This window comes from Streptomyces sp. HSS9-12, assembly GCF_054963655.1.
The window spans coordinates 45,890-70,573 of sequence record NZ_JBUEGC010000007.1 but is presented as its reverse complement, the minus strand read 5'-3'; the positions used below and the strand labels follow the sequence as shown (position 1 = coordinate 70,573).

General features: G+C 71.3%; 22 protein-coding genes. 17 read left to right on the top strand and 5 right to left on the bottom strand.

Going from position 1 to position 24,684, the window contains the following annotated elements; genetic code table 11:
- Nucleotides 1-166: 166 nt before the first annotated feature.
- The 4 genes from ACY34J_RS05825 (at nucleotide 167) to ACY34J_RS05810 (ending at nucleotide 5,955) form a co-directional block, all read left to right on the top strand.
- On the top strand, nucleotides 167-1,315 hold the full coding sequence (locus ACY34J_RS05825) for a quaternary amine ABC transporter ATP-binding protein (RefSeq protein WP_462725549.1): 1,149 nt from the start codon (nucleotides 167-169) through the stop codon (nucleotides 1,313-1,315).
- Complete coding sequence (locus ACY34J_RS05820; RefSeq protein ID WP_462725550.1) at nucleotides 1,308-3,938, top strand: ABC transporter permease/substrate binding protein; 2,631 nt, start codon at nucleotides 1,308-1,310, stop codon at nucleotides 3,936-3,938. Before ACY34J_RS05825 ends, ACY34J_RS05820 begins: the two co-directional genes overlap by 8 nt.
- Nucleotides 3,939-4,085: 147 nt before the next feature.
- Nucleotides 4,086-4,805 (top strand): helical backbone metal receptor, encoded by a 720-nt coding sequence (locus tag ACY34J_RS05815; protein ID WP_462725551.1) that lies wholly within the window; start codon nucleotides 4,086-4,088, stop codon nucleotides 4,803-4,805.
- 373 nt (nucleotides 4,806-5,178) lie between these two features.
- Nucleotides 5,179-5,955, top strand: coding sequence for an SDR family oxidoreductase (locus tag ACY34J_RS05810; protein WP_462725552.1), 777 nt, complete (start codon nucleotides 5,179-5,181; stop codon nucleotides 5,953-5,955).
- 105 nt (nucleotides 5,956-6,060) lie between these two features.
- Here ACY34J_RS05810 and ACY34J_RS05805 read toward each other — a convergent pair whose 3' ends face one another.
- From ACY34J_RS05805 to ACY34J_RS05795, 3 genes are all read right to left on the bottom strand, one after another.
- Nucleotides 6,061-6,831, bottom strand: coding sequence for a gamma-glutamyl-gamma-aminobutyrate hydrolase family protein (locus ACY34J_RS05805; protein ID WP_462725553.1), 771 nt, complete (start codon nucleotides 6,829-6,831; stop codon nucleotides 6,061-6,063).
- A gap of 59 nt (nucleotides 6,832-6,890) precedes the next feature.
- Nucleotides 6,891-8,330: an amino acid permease gene (locus tag ACY34J_RS05800; RefSeq protein WP_462725610.1), complete on the bottom strand. Its 1,440-nt coding sequence runs from the start codon at nucleotides 8,328-8,330 to the stop codon at nucleotides 6,891-6,893.
- Nucleotides 8,331-8,591: 261 nt separating this feature from the next.
- Nucleotides 8,592-9,341 (bottom strand): FadR/GntR family transcriptional regulator, encoded by a 750-nt coding sequence (locus tag ACY34J_RS05795; protein WP_462725554.1) that lies wholly within the window; start codon nucleotides 9,339-9,341, stop codon nucleotides 8,592-8,594.
- 73 nt (nucleotides 9,342-9,414) lie between these two features.
- Here ACY34J_RS05795 and ACY34J_RS05790 point away from each other — a divergent pair, with 73 nt between their 5' ends.
- The 4 genes from ACY34J_RS05790 to ACY34J_RS05775 all read left to right on the top strand — a co-directional run bounded on the left by ACY34J_RS05790 (nucleotide 9,415) and on the right by ACY34J_RS05775 (nucleotide 14,129).
- Nucleotides 9,415-10,782: a glutamine synthetase family protein gene (locus ACY34J_RS05790; RefSeq protein ID WP_462725555.1), complete on the top strand. Its 1,368-nt coding sequence runs from the start codon at nucleotides 9,415-9,417 to the stop codon at nucleotides 10,780-10,782.
- Nucleotides 10,783-10,795: 13 nt separating this feature from the next.
- Nucleotides 10,796-12,160: an aldehyde dehydrogenase family protein gene (locus ACY34J_RS05785; RefSeq protein WP_462725556.1), complete on the top strand. Its 1,365-nt coding sequence runs from the start codon at nucleotides 10,796-10,798 to the stop codon at nucleotides 12,158-12,160.
- A 69-nt stretch (nucleotides 12,161-12,229) separates the two neighbouring features.
- Nucleotides 12,230-13,012 carry a 3-oxoacyl-ACP reductase gene (locus ACY34J_RS05780; protein ID WP_462725557.1) on the top strand — a complete coding sequence of 261 codons (783 nt, stop codon included), beginning with the start codon at nucleotides 12,230-12,232 and terminating at the stop codon, nucleotides 13,010-13,012.
- Nucleotides 13,013-13,145: 133 nt separating this feature from the next.
- Entirely contained in the window at nucleotides 13,146-14,129 is a 984-nt protein-coding gene (locus ACY34J_RS05775) for a DUF2510 domain-containing protein (protein ID WP_462725558.1), read from the top strand.
- A 48-nt stretch (nucleotides 14,130-14,177) separates the two neighbouring features.
- Here the strand turns inward: ACY34J_RS05775 and ACY34J_RS05770 are convergent, their stop codons facing one another.
- Nucleotides 14,178-15,413 (bottom strand): amino acid deaminase/aldolase, encoded by a 1,236-nt coding sequence (locus ACY34J_RS05770; protein WP_462725559.1) that lies wholly within the window; start codon nucleotides 15,411-15,413, stop codon nucleotides 14,178-14,180.
- Between the two features lie 720 nt (nucleotides 15,414-16,133).
- On the opposite strand from ACY34J_RS05770, the gene ACY34J_RS05765 reads away from it, so the two are divergent.
- From ACY34J_RS05765 to ACY34J_RS05750, 4 genes are all read left to right on the top strand, one after another.
- Nucleotides 16,134-17,069: a hypothetical protein gene (locus tag ACY34J_RS05765; RefSeq protein ID WP_462725560.1), complete on the top strand. Its 936-nt coding sequence runs from the start codon at nucleotides 16,134-16,136 to the stop codon at nucleotides 17,067-17,069.
- Complete coding sequence (mycP, locus tag ACY34J_RS05760) at nucleotides 17,066-18,286, top strand: type VII secretion-associated serine protease mycosin (RefSeq protein WP_462725561.1); 1,221 nt, start codon at nucleotides 17,066-17,068, stop codon at nucleotides 18,284-18,286. The genes ACY34J_RS05765 and mycP overlap by 4 nt, the downstream gene beginning before the upstream one ends.
- A gap of 107 nt (nucleotides 18,287-18,393) precedes the next feature.
- Nucleotides 18,394-19,134 carry an SseB family protein gene (locus tag ACY34J_RS05755; RefSeq protein WP_462725562.1) on the top strand — a complete coding sequence of 247 codons (741 nt, stop codon included), beginning with the start codon at nucleotides 18,394-18,396 and terminating at the stop codon, nucleotides 19,132-19,134.
- 54 nt (nucleotides 19,135-19,188) lie between these two features.
- The gene (locus ACY34J_RS05750; protein ID WP_462725563.1) at nucleotides 19,189-20,007 is read left to right on the top strand and encodes an aquaporin; all 819 of its coding nucleotides are present in this window, start codon (nucleotides 19,189-19,191) and stop codon (nucleotides 20,005-20,007) included.
- Nucleotides 20,008-20,044: 37 nt separating this feature from the next.
- Here the strand turns inward: ACY34J_RS05750 and ACY34J_RS05745 are convergent, their stop codons facing one another.
- Entirely contained in the window at nucleotides 20,045-20,428 is a 384-nt protein-coding gene (locus tag ACY34J_RS05745; protein WP_462725564.1) for a DUF1844 domain-containing protein, read from the bottom strand.
- 358 nt (nucleotides 20,429-20,786) lie between these two features.
- On the opposite strand from ACY34J_RS05745, the gene infC reads away from it, so the two are divergent.
- The 5 genes from infC to ACY34J_RS05720 all read left to right on the top strand — a co-directional run bounded on the left by infC (nucleotide 20,787) and on the right by ACY34J_RS05720 (nucleotide 24,664).
- Nucleotides 20,787-21,476 carry a translation initiation factor IF-3 gene (gene infC / locus ACY34J_RS05740; RefSeq protein WP_462725565.1) on the top strand — a complete coding sequence of 230 codons (690 nt, stop codon included), beginning with the start codon at nucleotides 20,787-20,789 and terminating at the stop codon, nucleotides 21,474-21,476.
- A gap of 146 nt (nucleotides 21,477-21,622) precedes the next feature.
- Nucleotides 21,623-21,817, top strand: a complete 195-nt coding sequence (gene rpmI / locus ACY34J_RS05735; RefSeq protein WP_462725566.1) for a 50S ribosomal protein L35 — start codon at nucleotides 21,623-21,625, stop codon at nucleotides 21,815-21,817.
- Nucleotides 21,818-21,916: 99 nt separating this feature from the next.
- Nucleotides 21,917-22,303 (top strand): 50S ribosomal protein L20, encoded by a 387-nt coding sequence (gene rplT / locus ACY34J_RS05730; RefSeq protein ID WP_462725567.1) that lies wholly within the window; start codon nucleotides 21,917-21,919, stop codon nucleotides 22,301-22,303.
- A 305-nt stretch (nucleotides 22,304-22,608) separates the two neighbouring features.
- On the top strand, nucleotides 22,609-23,463 hold the full coding sequence (locus tag ACY34J_RS05725) for a TrmH family RNA methyltransferase (RefSeq protein WP_462725568.1): 855 nt from the start codon (nucleotides 22,609-22,611) through the stop codon (nucleotides 23,461-23,463).
- A 121-nt stretch (nucleotides 23,464-23,584) separates the two neighbouring features.
- The gene (locus tag ACY34J_RS05720) at nucleotides 23,585-24,664 is read left to right on the top strand and encodes a sensor histidine kinase (protein WP_462725569.1); all 1,080 of its coding nucleotides are present in this window, start codon (nucleotides 23,585-23,587) and stop codon (nucleotides 24,662-24,664) included.
- Nucleotides 24,665-24,684 lie beyond the last annotated feature (20 nt).

Sequence of the window (24,684 nt, the reverse complement as noted above, 5' to 3'; positions counted from 1 at the left end):
AACAACAGCGTTTGGCCTGGACAACCCCGGGCAGCCGCCCACGCGGAGCGGACCCGGTCGTGTGATCAACACCATGCGGCCGGGTCTGCGGGCAGGTCCCGCGCGCCGCTCTACGACCCGGCCGTGGGGGAGGCGGGTCGTAGTCAGTTCGACCCGAAAGGTTCATGTGTCCAGGCTGCAAGCCGAGCACCTGTACAAGGTGTTCGGGAGACGACCCCATGACGCCGTACGCAAACTCGAAGGCGGCGCGGACCGCGAGGACCTGCGCGCCGGCGGTACGACAGCGGCGGTGATCGACGCCTCCTTCTCCGTCGAGGCAGGCCAGATCTTCGTCGTCATGGGATTGTCCGGTTCCGGTAAGTCCACCCTGCTGCGCATGCTCAACGGGCTGTCGGAGCCGACAGCCGGTCGGGTCCTCTGCGACGGCCAGGACCTCACCGCGCTCAGCCCGCGCGAGCTGCGCACGGTGCGCTCGCGGAAGATCAGCATGGTCTTCCAGCACTTCGCGCTCTTCCCGCACCGGAGCGTCCTGGAGAACGCCGCGTACGGGCTTCAGGTGCAGGGCGTGCCGCGTGCCGAGCGGGAGGCGCGCGCCACCGAGGCACTGGAGCTCGTTGGCCTGAAAGGCTGGGAGAAGTCCTGGCCCGATGAGCTCTCCGGCGGTATGCAGCAGCGCGTCGGCCTGGCCCGCGCGCTCGCCACCGACGCCGAACTGCTGCTGATGGACGAGTCCTTCAGTGCGCTCGACCCGCTGATCCGCCGCGACATGCAGGACCAGCTGCTCGAGCTCCAGCAGCGGCTGAAGAAGACCATCGTCTTCATCACCCATGACCTCAACGAGGCCATGCGTCTCGGCGACCGGATCGCGGTCATGCGCGACGGCCGGATCGTCCAGGTCGGCACGGCCGAGGACATCCTCGTCCGCCCGGCCAACGACTATGTCGCCTCCTTCATCCAGGACGTGGACCGCAGCCGCGTGCTGACCGCCGGCTCGATCATGGCCGAGCCCAGCAGCGCCCTGGGCGAGGAGAGCGACGACGGTACGACGATCCGTACCGAGCAGGACATCCTGACGGCAGCGCCCGCGACTGTGACCGCCGACACCCCCATCGCTGAGCTGTTCACCCCCTGCTCGGCCAGTGGCGTCGCGGTCGCCGTGACCGACACGGAAGGGGAGCTGGTCGGCGTCGTGGACCGCGAGAACCTGCTCGCCGCGCTCGGCGAACAGGCCCGCGCGGACCAGACGGAGGCCGAAGCCGGTACCCCGGCGGACGCCAAGGCCGCGGCACAGGGCACGGTGACCGCCCATGCCTAGGATCACCATCGGAAGCTGGATCGAGTCGGGCATCACCGCCCTGCGGGACCATCTCGCCTGGCTCTTCGACGCCATCTCATCCGTTGTCAACGGCATGTACGACGGGGTGCACGCGGTGCTCTCCGCCCCCGACCCCCTGCTCCTCGCGGGGATTCTCGCGGTGCTCGCATGGTGGCTGCGCGGACTGCTGCCCGGCGTCCTCGCGTTCGCCGGATTCGCGCTGATCGACTCGCTCGATCAGTGGGACAAGGCGATGGAGACGCTGTCACTGGTGCTCGTCGCCGGCCTGATCACCATCGCCATCGCGGTGCCGCTGGGCATCTGGGCCGCCCGCAACCGCGCCGTGAGCGCTCTGCTGCGCCCGGTGCTGGACTTCATGCAGACGATGCCCGTCTTCGTCTATCTGATCCCCGGCATCTTCTTCTTCGGCGTCGGCGTGGTCCCGGGCGTCATCGCGACCATCGTCTTCGCGATGCCTCCCGGCATCCGGATGACCGAGCTGGGCATCCGGCAGGTCGACGAGGAACTGGTCGAGGCGGCCGACGCCTTCGGCACCAGTCCCCGTCGCACCCTGCTCGGCGTCCAGCTGCCGCTCGCCCTGCCCACCATCATGGCGGGCGTCAACCAGGCCATCATGCTGGCGCTGTCGATGGTCGTCATCGCGGGCATGGTCGGCGGTGGCGGCCTCGGCTCCAGCGTCTTCGAGGCCATCAGCTCCGTCGATGTGTCCCTCGGCTTCGAGGGCGGCCTCGCGGTCGTCATCCTCGCCATGTACCTGGACCGGATGACCGGCGCGCTCAACCAGCGCGTCTCGCCTCTCGGCCGCCGGGCGCTGGCCAAGCAGAACGCCAACCCGCTGCACGGCCTGAAGGTGCTGCACTGGAAGCCCGCCACCTCGGTCGCGATGGTCGGCGTCGTCGTCCTCGCGCTCGTCGCGGGCGGTCTCAACGTCTTCGGCAAGAACGCCGGTGGCGAGAAGACGGCGGCGGCGAACGTCGGCCACGGCCGCTCGGTCAACCTCGGCTACATCAACTGGGACGAGGGCGTCGCCTCCACCTTCCTGTGGAAGGAGATCCTGGAGCAGCGCGGCTTCCAGCCAAAGGTGCAGCAGTACGACGTGGGCGCGCTCTACACGGGCCTGGCCGCCGGTGATGTGGACTTCCAGACCGACTCCTGGCTGCCGGTCACGCATGCCTCGTACTGGAAGCAGTACCAGCACCAGCTCGAAGACCTCGGCTCCTGGTACGGGCCGACCTCGCTGGAGATCGCGGTGCCGTCCTACGTCAAGGGCGTGAAGTCGCTGGCGGACCTCAAGGGCCGGTCCAAGGAGTTCAATGGCAAGATCATCGGCATTGAGCCGGGCGCCGGCGAGATGAAGCTGCTGAAGTCCAAGGTGCTGGACGCGTACGGCCTGAAGGGCGAGTACACGCTCACCGACGGCAGCACCTCCTCGATGCTGGCGCAGCTCGAGCGCTCGTACGCGAAGAAGGAGCCGGTCGCGGTCGTGCTGTGGTCCCCGCACTGGGCGTACGACAAGTACAACCTGACCAAGCTGAAGGACCCCAAGGGCGCCTTCGGCAAGGGCGACGGCATCCACTCGCTCGCGCGCAAGGGCTTCGGTAAGGACCAGCCGGAGATCTCCCAGTGGATGAAGAACTTCAAGCTGGACGAGAAGCAGCTCACCAGCCTGGAGTCCGCCATCCAGGACGCGGGCACGGGCCATCAGCAGGAGGGCGTGCGCGCCTGGCTGAAGAAGAACCCGGGCATCGTCGACAAGCTGGCTCCCGTCAAGGGCGGCGGCGCCACGGACCGGCCCGGCAAGCAGGCCGGGGCCGCACCGCACATCGGCTACTTCCCGTGGGACGAGAACATCGCCACCACCTATCTGTGGAAGAACGTCCTGGAGCGGCGCGGCTACAAGCCGAAGATCAAGCAGTACGACATCGGCACGGCGTACACCGGCATGAGCGCTGGTCAGATCGATGTCCAGTTGGACGCCTGGCTTCCCAACGGCCAGAAGCAGTACTGGGACAAGTACAAGAACAGCCTGGTCGACCTCGGGCCCTGGTACGACAAGACCTCGATGGAGATCGCGGTGCCGTCGTACGTCAAGGGTGTGAAGTCCCTGGCGGACCTCAAGGGCCGGTCCGAGGAGTTCAATGGCAAGATCATCGGCATTGAGCCGGGCACCGGCGAGATGAATCTGCTCAAGTCCAAGGTCATGAAGGCGTACGGCCTGGACAGCGAGTACCAGGTCGTCGACGGTGGTACCCCGAGCATGCTCGCCGAGCTTCAGCGCGCCTACGCCAAGAAGGAGCCGGTCGCGGTCGTGCTGTGGACGCCGCACTGGGCGTACACCAAGTACCAGCTGACCAAGCTCGCCGACCCGAAGAAGGGCTTCGGGGAGAGCAACGAGATCCGTTCGCTGGGCCACAAGTCCTTCCCGAAGAAGTACCCGGAGTTCGCCGGGTGGTTGAAGAACTGGCACATGAGCGAGCAGGAACTCGGCAGCCTCGAGCAGGCCGTCCAGGAGGCCGGCAAGGGCCATGAGGAGCAGGGCGTCCAGAAGTGGATGGACTCCCACCCCGGCATCGTCGACAAGATGGCGCCGGTCGGGTCCTGACCTCACCCGATAAGCCCTGCGCTGCACCTGCCCGTCCCTCGCCGGGGCGGGCGGGTCGCTTTGGGGCCGCCGCGCCGCAGGGCTGACGCGGCACTAGGGTGCTGACGGGCGGCCGACCTGTGCCGCCGACCACCAGGAGGCCCTGACATGCGTGTCGTCTCGCTCGTGCCCTCGCTCACCGAGGCCCTCGCCGTCTCCGCGCCCGGGCTGCTGGTGGGGGTGACCGACTGGTGCAGCCATCCGGCGGAGCTCGACGTCGTTCGGATCCGCGGTACGAAGAACCCCGATGTACCGAAGATCGTCGAACTGGCCCCGGACCTGGTGATCGCCAACGAGGAGGAGAACCGGGAGCCGGATCTGGCCGCACTGCGCGCCGCCGGCCTCGAGGTGATGGTCACCGAAGTGCGCACCCTGGACCAGGCGTTCAGCGAGCTGGAGCGGGTGCTCGTACAGGGCTGCGGGCTGGCCAGGCCCGGCTGGCTGAGCGAGGCGGAGTCAGTCTGGCGGGAGCTGCCCGCACCGGCCGAGCGGCGGCGCGCGATCGTCCCCGTCTGGCGGCGGCCCTGGATGGTGCTCGGCCGGGACACCTTCGCGGGCGATCTGCTGGCCCGGCTCGGTGTCGACAACCTCTACGCCGGACACGGCGACCGCTACCCGCGCATCCCCCTCGACGAGCTGCGCTCCAGCGGGGCGGACCTGTGCGTGCTGCCGGACGAACCGTACCGCTTCACCGCCGACGACGGCCCCGAGGCGTTCCCGGAACTGCCGGCCGCGCTGGTCAGCGGCCGCCATCTCACCTGGTACGGCCCGTCGTTGGCGGAAGCACCGGCCGCCCTCAGCGCGGCGCTGCAAGCGGCGTGCCGTTGAACCAGTCGAGCCGAGCCCGCGCGCGGCGAGCGCGATGGCGCGACGCATCGCTGCTGCTTCGGCTGCTGCGGTGGCCACCACCCGGGTCCTCCTGCCTCGGCGGGCTCGGACTCCGGGGCCTGCTCACAGGCGCGCCGCCCGCACCGTGGCATATCCGCAGTGTCCCGCAGACGGCCCGGCGCTGCGGGTCGTCGTGAACCCGGGCAAACTCATGTTCGCGGGCCGGCAGTTCGCCGCAACGGCCCCCGGGGCGTTGACCGCGGGTGAGTGCGGTCACGAGGAGGCTGTCACATCTCCGGGTGCTCGTCGGTTCTCAGCGGATGACGGGCGCTCCACCGGGGAGCGCACGCCCAGCGAAGGGATGCGAACTGCGATGACCACGATCCTGGTGACCGGCGGCACCGGAACGCTCGGCCGGCTCGTCACCGAGCGGCTGCGCGCTGGGGGTACCCCCCAGGCCGGAGGCTCTGGGGGAGGGCACGAGGTGCGGGTGCTGAGCCGGCACTCACAGCCGTACGCCGTGGACCTGCGCGAGGGCACGGGGCTTGCCGCGGCCGTCGCGGGCGTGGACACGGTCGTGCACTGCGCGAGCTCGCCGCGCGGCGGTGACGAGCAGGCGGCACGCCATCTGATCGGGACGGCCCGCCAGGCCGGGGTACGGCATCTGGTGTACATCTCGATCGTCGGCGTCGACCGGGTGCCGCTCGGCTACTACCGGACCAAGCTCGCCGTCGAGGGGCTGATCGAGGAGTCGGGGCTCGGCTGGACCGTGCTGCGCACCACGCAGTTCCACGACCTCGTGCTGCAGCTCCTGCAGGGCTTGGCGAAGCTGCCGGTCATGCCGCTCCCGGCGGGGGTCGCTGACCAGCCGATCGAGGTGGAGGAGGTCGCCGCCCGGCTGGCGGAGCTCGCAACCGGGGCGCCCGCCGGGCGGGTGCCGGACATGGGCGGCCCCGAGGTCCGTACGTTTCCGGAGCTGGCCCGGGCCTATCTGCGCGCGAGCGGACGACGCCGCCCCCTGCTGAACGTGCGCCTGGCCGGCAAGGCCTATCACGGCTTCCGGGCGGGCGGGCATCTGACGCCGGAACGGGCCGTGGGCCAGGGCACGTTCGAGCAGTTCCTGGCGGGGCGCTTTCCCGCGCGAGGCTGACGCCTGGTGGAGGCGCGTGCCAGTCGGCGTGGGGCGTGTTGACCGACTTCCCCGAGGCCGCTTGGCCCCGCAGCGTAAGGGACCAGGCAACGGCCCGGGGCAGCACTACGGCTGGATGAGTCGCCCGGCGTGCCCGGCCTCGTCGAAGGACTGACGCCGGGCGGAACGCCGGCCGGCCGACGCCGCCTCCACCAGGGCCCGCATGACCCTGCCGTCGTCCCCGACCTCCGGGTGCCACTGCACGCCGACCGCGAAGCATGCCCCGGGGAACTCCAGCGCCTCGACGGTGCCGTCATCGGCGTACGCCGTCGCGATCAGGCCCTCGCCGAGCCGGTCCACCGCCTGGTGATGGTGGGTGGCCACCTCGACCGGTTCCGGCAGCAGTTCCCCGGTGCGGGTGCCCGGCACGGACTTGATCACATGGTCGGTGAAGACGCCGGGCTGCGGGTTGTGTGCCGCGTGGCCGAGCGTGTCCGGCAGGTGCTGGATGAGGGTGCCGCCCGCGTGGACGTTCATCAGCTGCATGCCGCGACAGATGCCGAGTACAGGCGTGCCGAGGTCGAGCGCGGCGGCGAGCAGGGCGCGCTCCCAGCTGTCGCGGGCAGGCACCGGGGCGCCCGTACGCGGATGCGGCTCGGCCCCGTACAGCGCGGGGTCGAGGTCCTCGCCGCCCGCGAGGACCAGCCCGTCCAGCCGCTCGACCACCGCGGGCGCGGCCGCCGGGTCGTCGTCCGGCGGCAGCATGACGGCGAGGCCCCCGGCGGCCTGTACATATCCGGGGTAGGCGGCCGGGAGCAGCGCGGCGGGCAGCTGCCAGGCGCCCCAGCGGGCGTCGGTGAGGTAGGTGGTGACACCGATCAGCGGTGGCCTGTCCACGTCGTCGCTTCCTTCCTCGCTGCCTGCCGGCACGCGTCCGCCGCCTGGTACCCCGGCCTTCAGAATTCCAGTTCGTGCTCGATCGCGGCCAGCTCCTCGGGCGTGCCCTGGACCTTGGGGCCGGTGAACCACTTGCGCGCCGAGACCAGCCACCAGGTGCCGGCGAAGCCGAGGACCAGCAGGACGGCGAGCGGAGTGTAGTTGAAGGTCTTGGCCGTCACCGGGCTGGTCGTCGGCAGCATGAACAGCACGGAGATGAACAGGGTCCATCCGACGGCGATGACCCCGACGGGCTTGCTCCAGCGGCCGAGGTGCCACGGGCCGCGCTCGAACCGCTCGCCCTGCAGCAGGCGCAGGAAGGTGGGCAGCACGTAGGCGATGTACAGGCCGATCACGGCGATCGAGGTGACGGCCGCGTACGCCGTGGCGTTCCACAGATACGGCAGGCCCAGGAGGAACGCGCCGCCGGCGGCGAGCCAGACCGCGTTGGTCGGCGTCTTGGTCCGCTTGTTGATGCGGTGCCACAGCCGCGAGCCGGGCAGCGCACCGTCCCGCGAGAACGCGTACACCATCCGCGAGTTGGCCGTGACCGACGACATGCCGCAGAAGAACTGGGCGCCGATGACGATGAGCAGCAGCAGCTTGCCGCCGCTTGAGCCCAGCGCGTCGATGAAGATCTGCGCCGGGGGGACGCCGGTCGAGCTGCCCAGCGCGCCGTCGTAGTTCTGGATGGCGAAGGTGATGCCGACCAGCAGGATCCAGCCGGCGACCAGCGAGACGAGGATCGACATCACGATGCCGCGCGGACCCGCCTTGGCCGCGTCGTGCGTCTCCTCGGTCATGTGCGCCGAGGCGTCGTAGCCGGTGAAGGTGTACTGCGCGAGCAGCAGCCCGAGCAGTCCGACGTAGAAGCTGGAGTGCCAGCCGGTGTCGTTGACGAAGTGCGTGAAGACGAAGGACGCGGACTGGTGCTTCGACGGCAGGACGACCAGCGCGCCCACGATGATCAGCACGCCGATGACGTGCCACCACACGCTGACGTTGCTGAGCAGGGAGACCAGCTTCACGCCGAAGGTGTTGAGCAGGCCGTGCGCCAGCAGCACCAGCCCGAACAGCATGATGGTGTGGGCCGGGGTGGCCGAGAAACCGAACTGCAGATCCAGCAGCGCGTTCATGAAGAACGCCGCCCCGAAGTCGATCCCCGCGGTCACCGCCACCTGGCCCAGGAAGTTGAACCAGCCGGTGAACCAGGACCACGCCGCGCCGTTCGAGGGGGCCAGCTTCGCCGCCCAGTAGTACAGGCCGCCCGCGGTCGGGTAGCTGGAACAGACCTCGGCCATGGCCAGGCCCACGAACAGCGTCATGGTGCCGACCAGCGGCCAGCCCCAGGTGATCAGCGCGGGCCCTCCGGTGGTCATGCCGAAGCCGTACAGCGTGAGGCAGCCGGAGAGGACCGAGATGATGGTGAACGAGACGGCGAAGTTGGAGAACGCCGACATCGAACGGGCCAGCTCCTGGGCGTAACCGAGCTCGTGCAGACGCTGCTCGTCGCTGCTCAGGTCAGGGGTCGGCGCTTCCTGGTCTGGGTTCGTCACATGTTTGTCGAGGGACACAACGCCTCCGGGGGCCTCGGATATCCGCGGCGGGCACGGCGTTCGGCGGACCGCTCCTGCCTCGAAACAAAGGTTTGGGGCGATACCTTTGCCCTCGGAATGGTGGAGCGCAAGACCCTGGCGGAAAAGTTTTGTATCCCGCGGGTTTCACGAGAGGAAGCCTCGGAGCAGCGCCGCCGTACCCGCGCAGTGCTCCCGCATGACCTCCCGGGCCCCGTCCGGGTCGCCCTCCAAAATGGCCTCGACCAGCGCCTCGTGCTGCTGCTGTGAGTGCTCCAGATTGCGTACCAGCAGCGGAATGCAGTCCAGCAGATCGTTCACGGTCGCCCGCACCGCGGCGTACTGCGCGGCCAGTGACGGGGAACCGCACAGCTCGGCCAGCGTCAGATGCAGCAGGGTGTCGCGGCGCCGGTAGTCGGCCAGCGGCGCATCCTGGGTCGCGGCCAGCGCGGTCCGCAGCCGCTCCGCCTGCTCCTGGCCGAGTCCGTGCACCGCGCACAGTCCGGCCGCGCCCACCTCGAGGACCTCGCGGAACCGCAGTGTGTCCTCCACATCGACCTTTTCGATACGCCTCCGCAGCTCCTCCTCGCCGCCGCCGCCGGTGCCGACCTCCGGCCGCTGCCGTACGAACGTGCCGCCGTACCGCCCGCGCCGGCTCTCGACCAGCCCCTGGTCGGTGAGGACCTTCAGGACCTCGCGCAGGGTCACCCGGCTGACCCCGAGGCGGTCCGACAGCTCACGCTCGGACGGCAGCCGTTCACCCTGCGGGACCAGCCCGAGCCGGATGATCTGGAGTATCTGCTCCAGCGCCTCCTCGAAGCCGTTGCCCGCTCGCACCGGCCGCAGCACCGGCGCCAGCCGGTCCGCCATGCCAACGCTCTGGTCGGCCTGGCTCATCGGACCCCCTTCCCAATCAATGGTTCCTATGCATACCTTATGCCATCCGGTTGCACCGACAGGAGGCACTCCCGTGGCTGACCGCACGCCCCCGCTCTCCGTCGACGACCTGAGAAGGCTCGTCGACGCCGAGGAGATCGACACTGTCGTCCTCGCTTTCACCGATATGCAAGGAAGGCTCCAGGGCAAGCGATTCGCCGCACGCTTCTTCCTCGACGACGTCCTCGACCACGGCACCGAAGGATGCAACTACCTCCTCGCCGTGGACGCCGACATGAACACCGTCGACGGCTACGCCATGTCCTCGTGGGAGCGCGGTTACGGCGACTTCGCCATGCACGGCGACACCACGACGCTGCGCCGCACGCCGTGGGACCCGGGGACCGCGCTCCTGCTCGCCGACCTCGCCTGGCACGACGGGTCGCCGGTGGTGGCTTCGCCGCGCCAGATCCTGCGCCGCCAGCTCGGCCGGCTCGCCGAGCACGGCTGGACCGCGTACGCCGGCACGGAACTGGAGTTCATGGTCTTCCGGGACTCCTATGAAGAGGCCTGGTCCCGCGGCTACCGGGAGATGAACCCCGCCAACCAGTACAACGTCGACTACTCGGTGCTCGGCACCGGGCGCGTCGAACCCCTGCTGCGCCGGATCCGCAACGAGATGGGCGCGGCCGGCATGACCGTCGAGTCGGCGAAGGGGGAGTGCAACCTCGGCCAGCACGAGATCGCCTTCCGCTACGACGAGGCGCTCACCACCTGCGACCAGCACTCCATCTACAAGACCGGCGCCAAGGCGATCGCCGCGCAGGAGGGCATGTCGCTGACCTTCATGGCCAAGTACGACCAGCGCGAGGGCAACTCCTGCCACGTCCACCTCTCGCTGCGCGACGAGGCCGGACACCCCGTGCTCGCCGACGACGACGGCCCGTACGGGATGTCCACGCTCATGCGGCACTTCCTCGCCGGACAGCTCGCCGCCATGCGCGACTTCACCCTGCTGTACGCGCCGAACATCAACTCCTACAAGCGGTTCCGGCCCGGTTCCTTCGCACCCACCGCGGTCGCCTGGGGCCCCGACAACCGCACCTGCGCGCTGCGCGTCATCGGCCACGGCCAGTCCCACCGCCTGGAGAACCGCCTCCCCGGCGGCGATGTGAACCCCTATCTGGCCATCGCGGGCATGGTCGCGGCCGGGCTGTACGGCATCGAGAACGAGCTGGAGCTGCCGGAGGCGTGTACCGGCAACGCCTATACGGGTGACGCCGCGCACGTACCCACCACGCTGCGGGAGGCCGCCCAGTTGTGGCAGGCGTCCCCGATCGCCCGGGCCGCCTTCGGCAACGAGGTGGTCGAGCACTACCTCAATATGGCCCGCGTCGAGCTGGACGCCTTCGACTCCGCCGTCACCGACTGGGAGCGGTTCCGTTCCTTCGAGCGCATGTAAGGGATCAGTCGTTTTGTCCGAGCACCACGTTCTCAATCCGGCGACCGAGGAGGTCGTCGCCACCGTCGCCGCATCGACCCCGGCGGACGTCGATGCCGCCGTCGTACGGGCCGCCAGGGCGCAGGAGGGCTGGACGGCCCTGGCACCCGGCGACCGCGCCCGGCTGCTGCGCCGCTTCGCCGCCGCCATCGACGACCACCTCGAGGAGCTCGCCCAGCTCGAGGTCCGGGAGGCGGGCCACCCGGTCGGCAACGCGCGCTGGGAGGCCGGGAACGCCCGCGACCTCTTCGACTACGCCGCCGGGGGAGTGGAGCGACTGAATGGCCGTCAGATCCCGGTAGCCGGTGGGCTGGACATCACCTTCCATGAACCACTCGGGGTCGTGGCCGTCATCGCGCCCTGGAACTTCCCGATGCCCATCGCCTCCTGGGGCGTGGCCCCGGCGCTCGCCGCGGGCAACGCCGTCCTCCTCAAGCCGGCCGAGGCGACCCCGCTGACGGCGGTCCGGCTGGCCGAACTCGGCCTGGAGGCAGGGCTTCCGGAGGGCCTGTTCCAGGTGCTGCCGGGCGCCGGCCGGGTGGCGGGCAACGCCCTCGTCGAGCACCCGGGCGTCGCCAAGGTCGTCTTCACCGGCTCCACATCCGTCGGCAGGCAGATCATGGCCAAGTGCGCCGAGCGCGTGAAGCGGGTGACCCTCGAACTGGGCGGCAAGAGCCCCAACATCGTCTTTGCCGACGCCGACATCGAGCAGGCCGCGGCCGCCGCCCCCGGCTCGTTCCTGGACAACACCGGCCAGGACTGCTGCGCCCGCAGCCGCATTCTGGTCCAGCGCAGCGTCTACGACCGGTTCCTGGAGCTGCTGGAGCCGGCCGTGCTGGCCTGGACCGTCGGCGACCCGATGGACCCGGCCACGCAGATGGGCCCGCTGATCTCCGCCGACCAGCTGGCGACCGTACGCGGTTACGTACCCGGGGACGCCCCCGTCGTCATCCGCGGCGAGGCGCCCGCCGGCAAGGGCTTCTGGTACCCGGCGACCGTGCTCGCCCCGACCTCCCCGGACGACCCTGCCGCCATCGAGGAGATCTTCGGTCCCGTCGCCGTCGTGCTCCCCTTCGAGGACGAGGCCGACGCCGTACGCCTCGCCAACGCCACCGAGTACGGGCTGTCCGGCTCCCTCTGGACCCGCGACCTCGGGCGCGCCGTACGCGTCTCCCGCGCCGTCGCCGCCGGCAACCTGTCCGTGAACTCGCACAGCAGCGTGCGCTACTGGACCCCCTTCGGGGGTTACAAGCAGTCCGGACTCGGGCGGGAGTTGGGCCCCGACGCCCTCGCCGCCTTCACCGAGACGAAGAACGTGTTCATCAGCACCGAGGGCTGACCCCCGGACCTCCAGCGGATCGTCGCCTTCCCCGGTTGCACCACCACCGCGAAAGAAAGGTTCAGAGCGTTGACCGAGACCTCAGTCTGCCGCCGCCTGGTCGGCCGTACCGCCGTCGTCACCGGAGCGGGCAGCGGCATCGGCCTCGCCACCGTGCGGCGCCTCGCGTCCGAGGGCGCGAACGTCGTCTGCGCCGACATCGACGAGGCCGCGGGCAAGGCCGCCGCCGAGGAGGTCGGCGGGCTCTTCGTCCAGGTGGACGTCACCGACCCGGACCAGGTCGAGGCCCTGTTCAAGACCGCCTACGACACCTACGGCTCGGTCGATGTCGCGTTCAACAACGCCGGCATCTCACCGCCCGACGACGACTCGATCCTCACCACCGGCCTGGACGCCTGGAAGCGGGTCCAGGAGGTCAACCTGACCTCCGTCTACCTGTGCTGCAAGGCCGCCATCCCCTATATGCGGCGCCAGGGCAAGGGCTCCATCATCAACACCGCCTCGTTCGTCGCCGTGATGGGTGCCGCCACCTCGCAGATCAGCTACACCGCCTCCAAGGGCGGGGTGCTGGCGATGTCGCGAGAGCTGGGCGTGCAGTTCGCCCGCGAGGGCATCCGCGTCAACGCGCTGTGCCCGGGACCGGTCAACACCCCGCTGCTGAAGGAGCTGTTCGCCAAAGACCCGGAGCGGGCCGCGCGCCGCCTGGTGCATGTGCCCGTGGGCCGCTTCGCCGAGCCGGAGGAGATGGCCGCCGCGGTCGCCTTCCTCGCCAGCGACGACGCGTCGTTCGTCAACGCCGCCGAGTTCCTCGTCGACGGCGGTATCGCGGGCGCGTACGTCACCCCGCTGTAACCCCCTCCCGTCACCGGCAGGCGGGCTTCGCCGCGAGCCCGGCTGCCGTGCTGACGCCCGCCGCGATCGTCGGTCATTCCCGACCAGCAGGACACGGTGTACTGAACCGAATCCGGGCCTTAGGGTGACGCCCGTGACCACGACGACCCCGCCCGGCTGGTACCCAGACCCCGGGCACACAGGCCACGGGCCCGCCCTCGAACGCTGGTGGGACGGGTCCGCATGGACCGGCCACACCCGTGACCCGCAGGCGGCCGGCGCCGCGTTCGTTCAGCAGCAGCCGACGGGATTCGGCTCGCCCGCCGACTTCGGCAGGCAGCCGGGCCCAGGCGGCTCGCGCCGTACCACGACCGCGGTCCTCATCGGGGCCGCGGTCGTCCTCGTGGCCGCCATGGTCGGCGGCATCGTGCTGCTCGGCGGCGACGGGGGCAGCCCCGACAAGGCAACCAAGCCGGGGACCGGTTCCCCGCAGCCGGCGCCCGAGGGCGACGGCGGCGCGACCGCGGGCGGCGGCAGCACGGCCCCGGCGCCGGGGCCCAGCGGCGCACCGGACACCGCGCCCGACATCGCCCCCGACCCCGTGAACGGGATCGGCCTGCCCGTCCTGCGCGGCTGGGACAAGACCCGCAGCAGCTCGGGCGGGGCGGGCGTGACGATCGGCCCGTACCCGTGCCCCGGCGATGCGAACAGCAGCTGTGTGCGCGGCGGGGTGTTCACCCGGACCGCCACCGGCTACGACGCCACGACCGCCAAGGGGATCGCCGAGGAGGACATCGCCCGCAACGCCGAGGACTCGTACGGCAAGGACCCGGAGTCCGGCAAGCAGATGTACGGCGGGGTCGTCTCACACCGGCAGCTCAAGGCGGGGGCCGTCACGGTCCTGGGTCGCAAGGGCTATCTGGTGCGGTGGAAGGTGGAGACCAAGAAGGGGGACGGCGGTTACGTGGAGTCCCTTGTCTTCCCCTCGGCCACCGACCACCGGTCGATGGTCCTGGTGCGGTTCGGGTTCGATGCCGGCAAGGAAGCCCCACCGCTCACGGACATGGACACCATCACCGAGGGGATCAGGCCCTTCTCGGGGAGCGGGGGTGACGCCGGCACCGGCAGAGCGGTATGAGGCCCTGTGCCCCGTGCTTGGTCTCTGCCGCGGCGTCACCGGGGGGTGTCAAAGGAAGGTGCGTCCCTCGCCGCGGTACGTCGGCACCGTCTCCACGACCCGGTCACCCTCGATCAGGTGCAGCTCCTCGAACCGCTCGCACAGCTCGCCGGCCTTCGCGTGCCGGAACCACACCTTGTCGCCGATGCGCAGATCGTCGGCGGCGGAGCCCAGCAGCGGGGTCTGCACCTCGCCCGCACCCTCCTGCGGGTCGTAGCTCAGGCCCTGCGGAAGGTACGGCTCCGGCAGCCGGTCAGCGCCCGCCGCGCCCGACGCCGGATAGCCACCGCCGAGCACCGTCACCACTCCCGCCCGGCGTCCCCCACCGCGCTTCCACGGCGTCCCCGACTCCGGGCGGCGTACCACGGGCTGTGCGAACAGCGCGGACGGCCGGCCCCGGAACGAGGTGTAGTTGTCGAACAGCCGCGGCAGGAACAGGCCCGAGCCCGCGGCGATCTCCGTCACCACCTCCTCCGCGGCCGTGTGCTGCACGCTGCCTGTGCCGCCGCCGTTGACGAACTCCAGCTCCGGCGCCACGGCCCGTACAGCGCGTACCGCCTCCGCGCGCCGGGCGGCCAGTTGGCGCTTCGCCGTCGACTGCATCAGCCGGATCGCCCGTGAGCGCAGCGGCTGCCCCGCTATGGCGTCGCCGACCCCGGCGATATGGCCCTCGTATGCCATGATCCCGACGAGCCGGAAGCCCGGACGCTGCACGATCACGCGGGCCAGCGCGGCGAGTTGGGCGGGCAGGCGCAGCGGCGAGCGGCGCGCCCCGATCCGCAGCCGGCCGCGGAGCAGATACAGCGAGGTGTCGAGCTCCAGGCAGACCCGGACCTCCTCGGTCCCCCTGCGGGCGGCGTCGATGAGGTCGAGCTGGGCGGGATCGTCCACCATGACCGTCACGGCGGCGGCGAGCTTCGGGTCGGCGGTCAGCTCGCCGAACCGCTCCCGGTCCGCGGACGGGTATGCCAGCAGGACGTCGTCGAAACCCGAGCGGGCCAGCCACAGCGATTCGGCCAGTGTGAACGACATGACACCCGAGAAGCCGTCGCGCGCCAACACCCGCTCCAGCAGGGCCCGGCAACGCACCGACTTGCTCGCCACCCGGATCGGCTTGCCCTGTGCGCGCCGTAAGAGATCAGCGGCGTTGGCGTCGAAGGCACCGAGGTCCACCACGGCAAGCGGCGCGTCGAGGTGCGCGGTGGCCTGATCGAAGCGAGCCCGTTCGGCTGCGGCATCGGACATGGGCCCACCTTGCCAGAACGGCATTACCGCTGGGTAGAGGGCTGGTTGGGGCAAACCGGCCAGCTGTCCGGGTGGGTTGTCGCTCTCCCCGTACCAGCCCGTAGAGTGACGCGAACGCCGCGACCAGCCGGTCGTCGGCGCCATGTCCACATACCGGCCTGCCCGAAAAAGGCGATGGGCGGCACGGCGAGCATGACGCGAGGGGGGCGGATGAGCGCCGAAGCGCCGCGCGTGTCGGACGTACCAGCGGCCCGCCCCCCGGTCCCCCCGCCGCCTGCTCACCCGCCCATGCCCCTGCACCCGCCGGCGGCTGCGCCTCCCGCCCCGACCACCCCGCCGGCTCAGCCGCGCCCCCCGGCCGTACCGGCGCCGAACGCCGCAGGACCGAGCCGGCCAACGGGCCCGGCGCCGCGCACTGTTGACGCCATGGCCGCGTTCGGTGGCGGACCGGGCTCTCCGCTCAGCGCGGCGGCCGCACCGGGCAACGGCACGGCTTCGGGCGGGAGCCCTGAGAGGCCCCCGGCGGCGGGCGGTTCACCGCGTCCGGGCGGTTCCCGGGGTGCGGCCCCGGCATCCGATGCCTCCGCTGGAACGTCGGCCTCCGCGGCCGCCGGCCGTGTCAGGAGCGCAGGTGCATCGGGTGGCGGTACGGGCGCTCACGTCCCTCTTCCGCCGGCTGTGCCCGGCCGGCGTCCGACCCCGGTGACGGACCCCAAGACGATGCAGCTGACGCGGGGCCGCTCCGGCGGCTCCTCGGGGCCGTCCGCGCCAAGTACGGGCGCGCAGCCGCCCGTCGGCGGCTCGTGGGGACCGCCCGCGCCGGCCCCCGCCCCCTGGGCCCGGTTCGTCCCCGGGACCGCAGCCCGGCCCGGCCCGTCCCTGGGCTTCGGCGGGCAGATACGGCCGCCCGTGCGCGCCGCCGCCATCGCCGCCTGCCTCGTCCTCGGTCTGGGGCTCCTCGGCGGTGCCGCCGCGGGCAGCTGGCTCTCCGACGACTCCGACGACTCGCCCGCGGCCGGCGCCTCCTTCGGCGCGGCGCGCGATCTGTGGCACAGCATCCCCGTCGACAAGATCTTCCCTCCCACCCTGCGGGGCGAGGGCGCGGGCCCGGGCGGCGCCGACCGGACCTGGACGCGGATCGCCGTCGCGCCGGACAGCGGATGCCGCGACGCCTTCGACCCGCTGCTAACCAAGGCGCTCTCCCCGGTCGGCTGCAAGCGGCTGCTGCGCGCCACGTACATCGACGCGACGACGAGCAGCGTCACCACCGTCGGTCTGGTGGTCACCAAGGCCGACGTCACCAGGATGCGCGCGCTGCGCAAGCGATTCGCCACCGACGGTCTCGCCGAGCGCAGCGACCTCATGCCCCGGCCGTACGCCGCGGGCGGCACGGCCGCGGCCGGCTTCGGCACCGCACAGCGCGCGAGCTGGGTGGTGGATGTGCTGACCGATGTCCCGGCGGTCGTCTACGCCGTCACCGGCTTCGCCGACGGCCGCGCCGTCACCGCACCCGAGCCCGCGCAGCGGGCCATGGCCGACGGTGCCACCTCGGCCCCCGCGCAGGCCGGACTCGGCCATGACGCCCACGGCATCGCGGACCGTATCGAACGCGGCTTCCGCAAGGCCGTCGACGCGGCGGCGGAGGACGCGTCATGACCCTCGCTCCGCCGGTGCCCCGCCGCCGCGCCCGGACCCTCGTCGTCAGTGCCGCCGCTGCCGCCCTCGCCCTGATGCCGTCCCTGTCGACGCCTGCCCGCGCCGATGTCGCACGCAATCAGGAGTGGGCCCTGGACGCCCTCCACATTGAGCAGGCCTGGCAGACGACGAAGGGCAAGGGCATCACCGTCGCGGTCCTCGACACCGGGGTCGACGATCAGCACCCGGACCTGAAAGGCCAGGTCCTGGCCGGCAAGGACATGATCGGCTTCGGCGCGGGCCGTGGCGAGCGGGCCTGGGCGCGGCACGGTACCGCCATGGCCGGCATCATCGCGGGGCATGGCCACGGGCCCGGCGGGACCGACGGTGTACTCGGAGTCGCCCCGGAGGTGAAGATCCTTCCGGTGCGGGTGATCCTCGAGGACAGCGATCCCGCACGCAAGAAGGCCCGTACCTCCCGCGGCAACGCGCTCGCCGAAGGGATCCGCTGGGCCGCCGACCACGGCGCCGACGTCATCAACCTCTCGCTCGGCGACGACAGCAAGTCCGCCCACCCCGAGCGCATGGAGGACGCCGCGATCCAGTACGCCCTGGGCAAGGGCGCCGTGGTCGTCGCGTCGGCCGGCAACGGCGGCGAGGACGGCGACCGGGCGTCGTACCCGGCGGCGTACCCCGGCGTGATCGCGGTGACTGCCGTCGACCGCTACGGCAACCACGCTTCCTTCTCCACCCGCCGCTGGTACGCCACCGTGTCCGCACCCGGTGTCGACGTGGTCATCGCCGATCCCGACCGCCGCTACTACGAGGGCTGGGGCACCAGCGCGGCCGCGGCGTTCGTCTCGGGCTCCGTCGCCCTGGTACGCGCCGCGCACCCCGATCTCAGCCCCGTGCAGATCAAGAAGCTGCTCGCGGACACCGCCCGCGAAAAGCCGGACGGCGGGCGCAGCGACGAGCGGGGGGCCGGGCTGATCGACCCGCCGGCGGCCATCAAGGCGGCGGCGGTGCTGCGGCCACGGCCGCAGCGGCCGAGCCCGGCGCCGTACGAGCGTCGCTACTTCGGCGCGGGACCGACGGAGGGGGCTGGTGACGGGAGTGGCGCCGGCGTGCTCGCGCCCATCGCGGGCGTGGCCGGAGCGTTGCTGCTGGCCGCGGCGGTAGCCCTCTGGCGTGGCGGCCGCCGCCCCAGCCACCCGATTCACCCGCCCCGGCCGTTGTGACCGCGCCCCGGGCCGCGGGAGCCGTGCGGAAGGCGCGTAAAACCGGCGGGCAGCGCCGGTCCGGGCGCGGACATCGGGCCGTACCCGCAGGCCGATACCCTCGTCGGGTGGCGCTCAAGAACATCCCGGATCCCGGCTTCTCCGACGACGACGGCTCCGCCGACCCCCAACTCGCGGCGGCGCTCGCCGCGTACGGCGACGACCGCTCCGCCGAGCCGCAGGTTCTGCAAGCCCTGGCCGGCGCGCGCCTGCTCGTACCCGTGGTCGCCGTGCTCGGCGAGGAAGAGACCGGCGCCGACGGACTGCGCCGGGAGAAGAGCAGCGACATGGCCGTGCCGACCCTGCGGGCGCCCGGCGGGCGACGGGCCCTGCCGGCCTTCACCTCCACCGCGTCCCTCGCCCGTTGGGACCCGGAGGCCCGGCCCGTGGCGGTGCCGCTGCACCAGGCCCTGCAAGCCGCCGCCCATGAGAAGGCCGACACCGTCGTCATCGATCTGGCCGGACCCGTGCCGTACGAGCTGAGGGGCCCGGCGCTGCTGGCCCTCGCCGAGGGGCGTGAGAGCGCCGATCCGCTGGCCGCCCCGGCCGTCGGCCAAGCCGTACGAGAGGTGCTGGCCGAGGAGGCCGGTGTCGTACGGGCCCATCTCGTCCCCGGCGGCGACGCAGACGGCATCCTCGCTCTCGCCCTCGCTCCCGGCGCCGCGGCCCGCGAGGTGGCTCAGCGTGTGGCGACGGCACTGGCCGCCGACGAGGTGCTGCGGGCCCGCCTCATCAACGGACTCGATCTCGCGCTGCTCCCCGAGGGCACCGCGGTCCCGGGGGAGCCCATCTACGCCCGACGGGCGTAACGCCCTCGTCCGCCCCACAATGCAAGGAGACGCGATCTTTGCAAGGAGGGCGGCATGGAGGCGGACGACAGCAGGCCGGCCGGGACCGAGCGCAGGCCCGGGACCCTCACGATCGGGTCGACGACGGTCGAGACGCGCACAGTCGCCTCCGAGTTCCTCGGGGTCGCGCTGCTCGTGTTCTTCGCGGTCGGCTCCGCGGTCATGGGCGCCGAGTACATCGGCACGGTGGGCATCTCCCTGGCCTTCGGCTTCACGCTGCTGGCGCTCGCCTATGCCCTGGGGCCGGTCTCCGGCTGCCATCTCAACCCGGCGGTCACCCTGGGCATGCTGCTCGCCCGCCGTATCCCGGTGCGCACGGCCGTCGAGTACTGGGTCGCGCAGCTGCTCGGCGGCATCGTGGGCGCCGCGCTGCTGGCGCTCGTGGCCGAGCAGATCCCCGGGCTGACCAGGAGCGGGGCGTTCGGAAGCAACGGATTCGGCAGCCGCTCAGCGGTCGGCATCAACACCTTCGGCGCGTTCGTCGCCGAGATCCTGCTGACCTTCCTGCTGGTCTACGTCTATCTCGCGGTGACCGAGGGGTTCGCGGTGGTCGGATTCGCCGGGTTGGCGATCGGCCTGGCCTACGCGGTGGTCAACCTGATCGGCATCCCGCTCACGGGCGCCTCGGTGAACCCGGCGCGCAGCCTCGGTCCGGCGATCCTCGCGGCGCACGGCGCGCTCTCGCAGCTGTGGCTGTTTCTGATCGCGCCGCTGGTCGGCGGGGTGCTCGCCGCGGCGGTGCACCGGGTCACGCACCCCGCCCTGGCGGCCGTGGCGGCGGAGGCGGGAGAGCCGGGCGCAATGGGGGAGCCGGGGCGGCCCACCTCCGCTTGAGATCTGCCCCGCCTGACCGCCCGGCCTGTCCGGGCGGTCAGCCGTAGACAGGCCCGGTGAGCTGCTCGCCCGGCCCCTGGCCGGGCTCGTCCGGCACCACCGAGGCCTCACGGAACGCCAGTTGCAGCGCCTTCAGCCCGTCCCGCAGCGGCGCCGCGTGGTATGACCCGATCTCGGTCGCGCTCGCGGTGACCAGGCCGGCCAGCGCGGTGATCAGCTTGCGGGCCTCGTCGAGGTCCTTGTGCTCATCGCCGCCCTCGGCCAGTCCCACCTTGACCGCGGCCGCGCTCATCAGGTGCACCGCGAGCGTCGTGATCACCTCGACCGCGGGGACGTCAGCGATGTCACGGGTCATGGTGGTGAAGTCGGGCGCAGTTCCCTCGGTCCCGGGCGCCGGCTGCTGCTCAGTGGGGTCGCTCATGGCTGGAGTTCTCTTTCGGGTGGACGGTTCACCTCAGCCTATGGCCCTCGTACGGACGTGTGGGGACCGGGCCCGGACGCTGCTATGCTTGGTGAACGACCGGCCGGAGATCCATCTCGACGATATTCAGCAACGATATCCAGCTCGACGATGGGGACCGGCCCACAAGTGGAGGCTCCGATCTCCCACCTGGCCGATTCACAGAGTCGGCGGGTCACCGGTCAGGCAGTGCGTGCCGGAGTGCGAGACATCGTACGGACGGCAGCACCGCCCGATGCGCCCCGCGGGGATCCGCGGCGGTGCTCCCGGTTACGAGGAGCCCCGCCTGTGTCCCGTTCGGGGCGTTTTCCACGTCCGGGTGCGGCGGTCACAAGGAAACAGACGTTACGCGGCTGTCCGCCAGACATTCGCGTGGTGCTACCGAGGAGGCCTCATCAGCGCCGAGCCCCGCATCAACGACCGGATCCGAGTCCCAGAGGTGCGACTCGTCGGTCCCAGTGGCGAGCAGGTCGGCATCGTGCCGCTTGCCAAGGCACTGGAGCTTGCCCAGGAGTACGACCTCGACCTGGTCGAGGTCGCGGCGAACGCCCGTCCGCCGGTGTGCAAGCTCATGGACTACGGCAAGTTCAAGTACGAGTCGGCCATGAAGGCCCGTGAGGCGCGCAAGAACCAGGCGCACACGGTCATCAAGGAGATGAAGCTCCGGCCGAAGATCGACCCGCACGACTATGACACCAAGAAGGGTCACGTCGTCCGGTTCCTCAAGCAGGGCGACAAGGTCAAGATCACGATCATGTTCCGTGGTCGCGAGCAGTCCCGTCCCGAGCTGGGCTACCGACTGCTGCAGCGGCTGGCGGAGGACGTCCAGGAGCTCGGCTTCGTGGAATCCAACCCGAAGCAGGACGGCCGCAACATGATCATGGTCCTCGGTCCGCACAAGAAGAAGACCGAGGCGATGGCCGAAGCCCGCGAGGCTGCCGCCGCCCGCAAGGCGGGGCGCCACGGCCAGTCCGCGACCGCGGACTCCGGGCAGGCCGCCGAGGCGTGACCGGGCCACGGGCTCCGGTTCCTTCGGGAGAAGGAGCCCGACCGGGGCAGCCGCCCCGGGACACCAACCGAACCAACTGACGCTTCCGCACGCCGGTGCACAACTCGCCGGACCGGAAGCGCCACTGACGAGGAGAGAACGGCGCTATGCCGAAGAACAAGACGCACAGCGGTGCCAGCAAGCGCTTCAAGATCACCGGCTCCGGCAAGGTGCTCCGTGAGCGCGCCGGCAAGCGCCACCTGCTCGAGCACAAGCCGTCCCGGCTGACGCGTCGCCTCACCGGCAACGCCGAGATGGCCCCGGGCGACGCCAAGAAGATCAAGAAGCTTCTCGGCAAGTGACGTGAGCGCCCCGATCGATCCGGGGCGCAAGTCGAGACCGGGACCTATTCGCATCCGGGCCGTGTGAGCATCCCGCGGCCCCGTACAAGGAGTTAACAAGTGGCACGCGTCAAGCGGGCGGTCAACGCCCACAAGAAGCGCCGGGCAATCCTCGAGCAGGCCAGCGGTTACCGCGGCCAGCGTTCCCGCCTGTACCGCAAGGCGAAGGAGCAGGTCACCCACTCCCTCGTCTACAACTACAACGACCGCAAGAAGCGCAAGGGCGACTTCCGTCAGCTGTGGATCCAGCGGATCAACGCCGCCGCCCGCGCCAACGGCCTCACCTACAACCGCTTCATCCAGGGCCTGAAGGCTGCCAACGTCGAGGTGGACCGCAAGATCCTGGCCGAGCTCGCGGTCAACGACGCCAACGCGTTCGCCGCGCTCGTCGAGGTGGCCCAGAAGGCGCTGCCGAGCGATGTCAACGCCCCGAAGGCCGCCGCCTGAGCAGCTGCCTGACAGCGTGAGCGGACCCGCAGGCCCCGCGGCCTGCGGGTCCGCCGCTTGTATGCCGCATCGCGAGTGAGCCGAAGGGCGTCCCCCAGAGCTTCGCCTGGTGGGGTACCCCCAGCGGGAGCCCGGAGGCGAACCGAGCGCCGCATCGCGAGTGAGCCAAAGGACCGCTGCTGCCGAAAGGGAGAGCGCGCGGAGGGCCCGAGGTACGAGGGCTCGAGCACGGTCGACCGTCGGGAGCAGGTCTAAGCGTCCCGAGGTGAACCGAGCGTCAAACAAAGGAAGTGAGACCGCCCCCCATGGGCACCCCCGAGCTGATCTCGCCGCGCTCTCCGCGCGTCGCCGCCGCCCGCCGGCTGGCCCGGCGCAACTTCCGCGTCAAGGAACGGCGGTTCCTCGCCGAGGGCCCCCAGGCCGTGCGCGAGGCGATCGAGCACCGCACCGGCGGCGAGCACACGCTGATCGAGCTCTTCGCGACCGCCGAGGCCGCCGAGCGGCACGCCGGCGTCATCGCCGCCGCCCGCGCCGCCGGTGTCCGCGTCCACACCGCCGCCGACGAGGTCATCGCCGACATCTCGCAGACCGTCACGCCGCAGGGGCTCGTCGGCGTCTGCCGGTTCCTCGACTCGCCGTTCCCGGACATCCTCGCGGCCCGCCCGCGGCTGGTCGCCGTCCTCGCCCACGTCCGCGACCCCGGCAACGCCGGCACCGTGCTGCGCTGCGCCGACGCCGCGGGCGCCGACGCGGTCGTCCTCACCGACGCCTCCGTGGACCTGTACAACCCCAAGTCCGTACGGGCCTCGGTCGGCAGCCTGTTCCACCTCCCCGTCGCCGTCGGCGTACCCGTCGAGCAAGCCGTACGGGGCCTGAAGGACGCCGGAGTACGGGTCGTCGCCGCCGACGGTGCGGGCGAGCGCAACCTCGACACCGAGCTCGACGAAGGGGTGCTGGGCCGCCCCACTGCCTGGATCTTCGGCAACGAGGCGTGGGGCCTGCCGGAGCAGACCCGCGCACTCGCGGACGCGGTGGTGCGCGTGCCCATCCACGGAAAGGCCGAAAGCCTCAACCTCGCCACGGCCGCTGCCGTGTGCCTGTACGCCTCGGCTCGTGCGCAGCGTGCACCCGGCGGGTGCCGCTGCGTCACCTTGAGCTAGTAGTGTTCGGCGGGGGCCGAGAGGGGGGTGCGGTATGGACGTCAGGGCGTCGGAATCGACATCCGCATCGAAGGTGAATCGATGTGCGGGGGGCGAGAGCGCACGCACGCCCACCGATGCCATGGCCGACCGAAGCCCTGGGCTCACCGCGCTCGGCATGCATCCCGACGAACTGCCCGACGGCCTGGTCATCGCCGACGAGACCGGCCGGATCGTCTGCTTCAACGCCGCGGCCACCCGGATCACCGCCATCGACTCCGCCGAAGCGCTCGGACAGCCGCTGGAGCAGGCGCTCCCGCTGGAGGACCTCGAGGGCCGCCGCTGGTGGGCCGTCACCGACCCGTACGGCGGGCTCGCCATCCGTGTAGGCCAGCCGGAGCGCAATCTGCTGCTCCCCGGGGGCCGCGAGGTGCTGGTCTCCGCCCGGTACGTCCGCCGCCGGCCCACCGGGCCCGTGCACCGGGTGGTCGTCTCGCTGCGCGGCACGGAGGCCCGGCGCCGTACGGAGCGCAGCCACGCCGAGCTGATCGCCACCGTCGCCCACGAGCTGCGTTCCCCCCTCACCTCCGTCAAGGGTTTCACCGCGACGCTGCTGGCCAAGTGGGAGCGGTTCACCGACGACCAGAAGCGGCTGATGCTGGAGACCGTCGACGCCGACGCCAACCGCGTCACCCGGCTCATCGCCGAGCTGCTCGACATCTCCCGGATCGACTCGGGCCGCCTGGAGATCCGCCGCCAGCCGGTGGACATGGCCGCGGCCGTCAAGCGGCACGTGGCCGCCCAGGCCGGCGCGGGGCACAGTGCGGGCCGCTTCGACATCCGGGCCGTGACGCCGCTGCCCGATCTGTGGGCCGACCCCGACAAGGTCGACCAGGTGCTGGCCAACCTGCTGGAAAACGCGGTGCGCCACGGCGAGGGAACTGTCACCATCGAGGTGGCACCCGCCACGACCAAGTCCCAGGCGGAGGGAACGGCAGTCACCGTGAGCGACGAGGGCCCCGGCATTCCGGAGGAGTCGATGAGCCGTGTCTTCACCCGCTTCTGGCGGGGCAGCAAGCGCGGCGGCACCGGCCTGGGCCTGTACATCGTCAAGGGCATCGTCGAGGCCCACGGCGGCACGATCGAGGTCGGCCGGGCCCCCAGTGGCGGCGCCCAGTTCCGATTTACCCTGCCCGTGGGCACCCCGGCCTTCATGGCCTGAGCGGCCCACGGGCTTCCTCG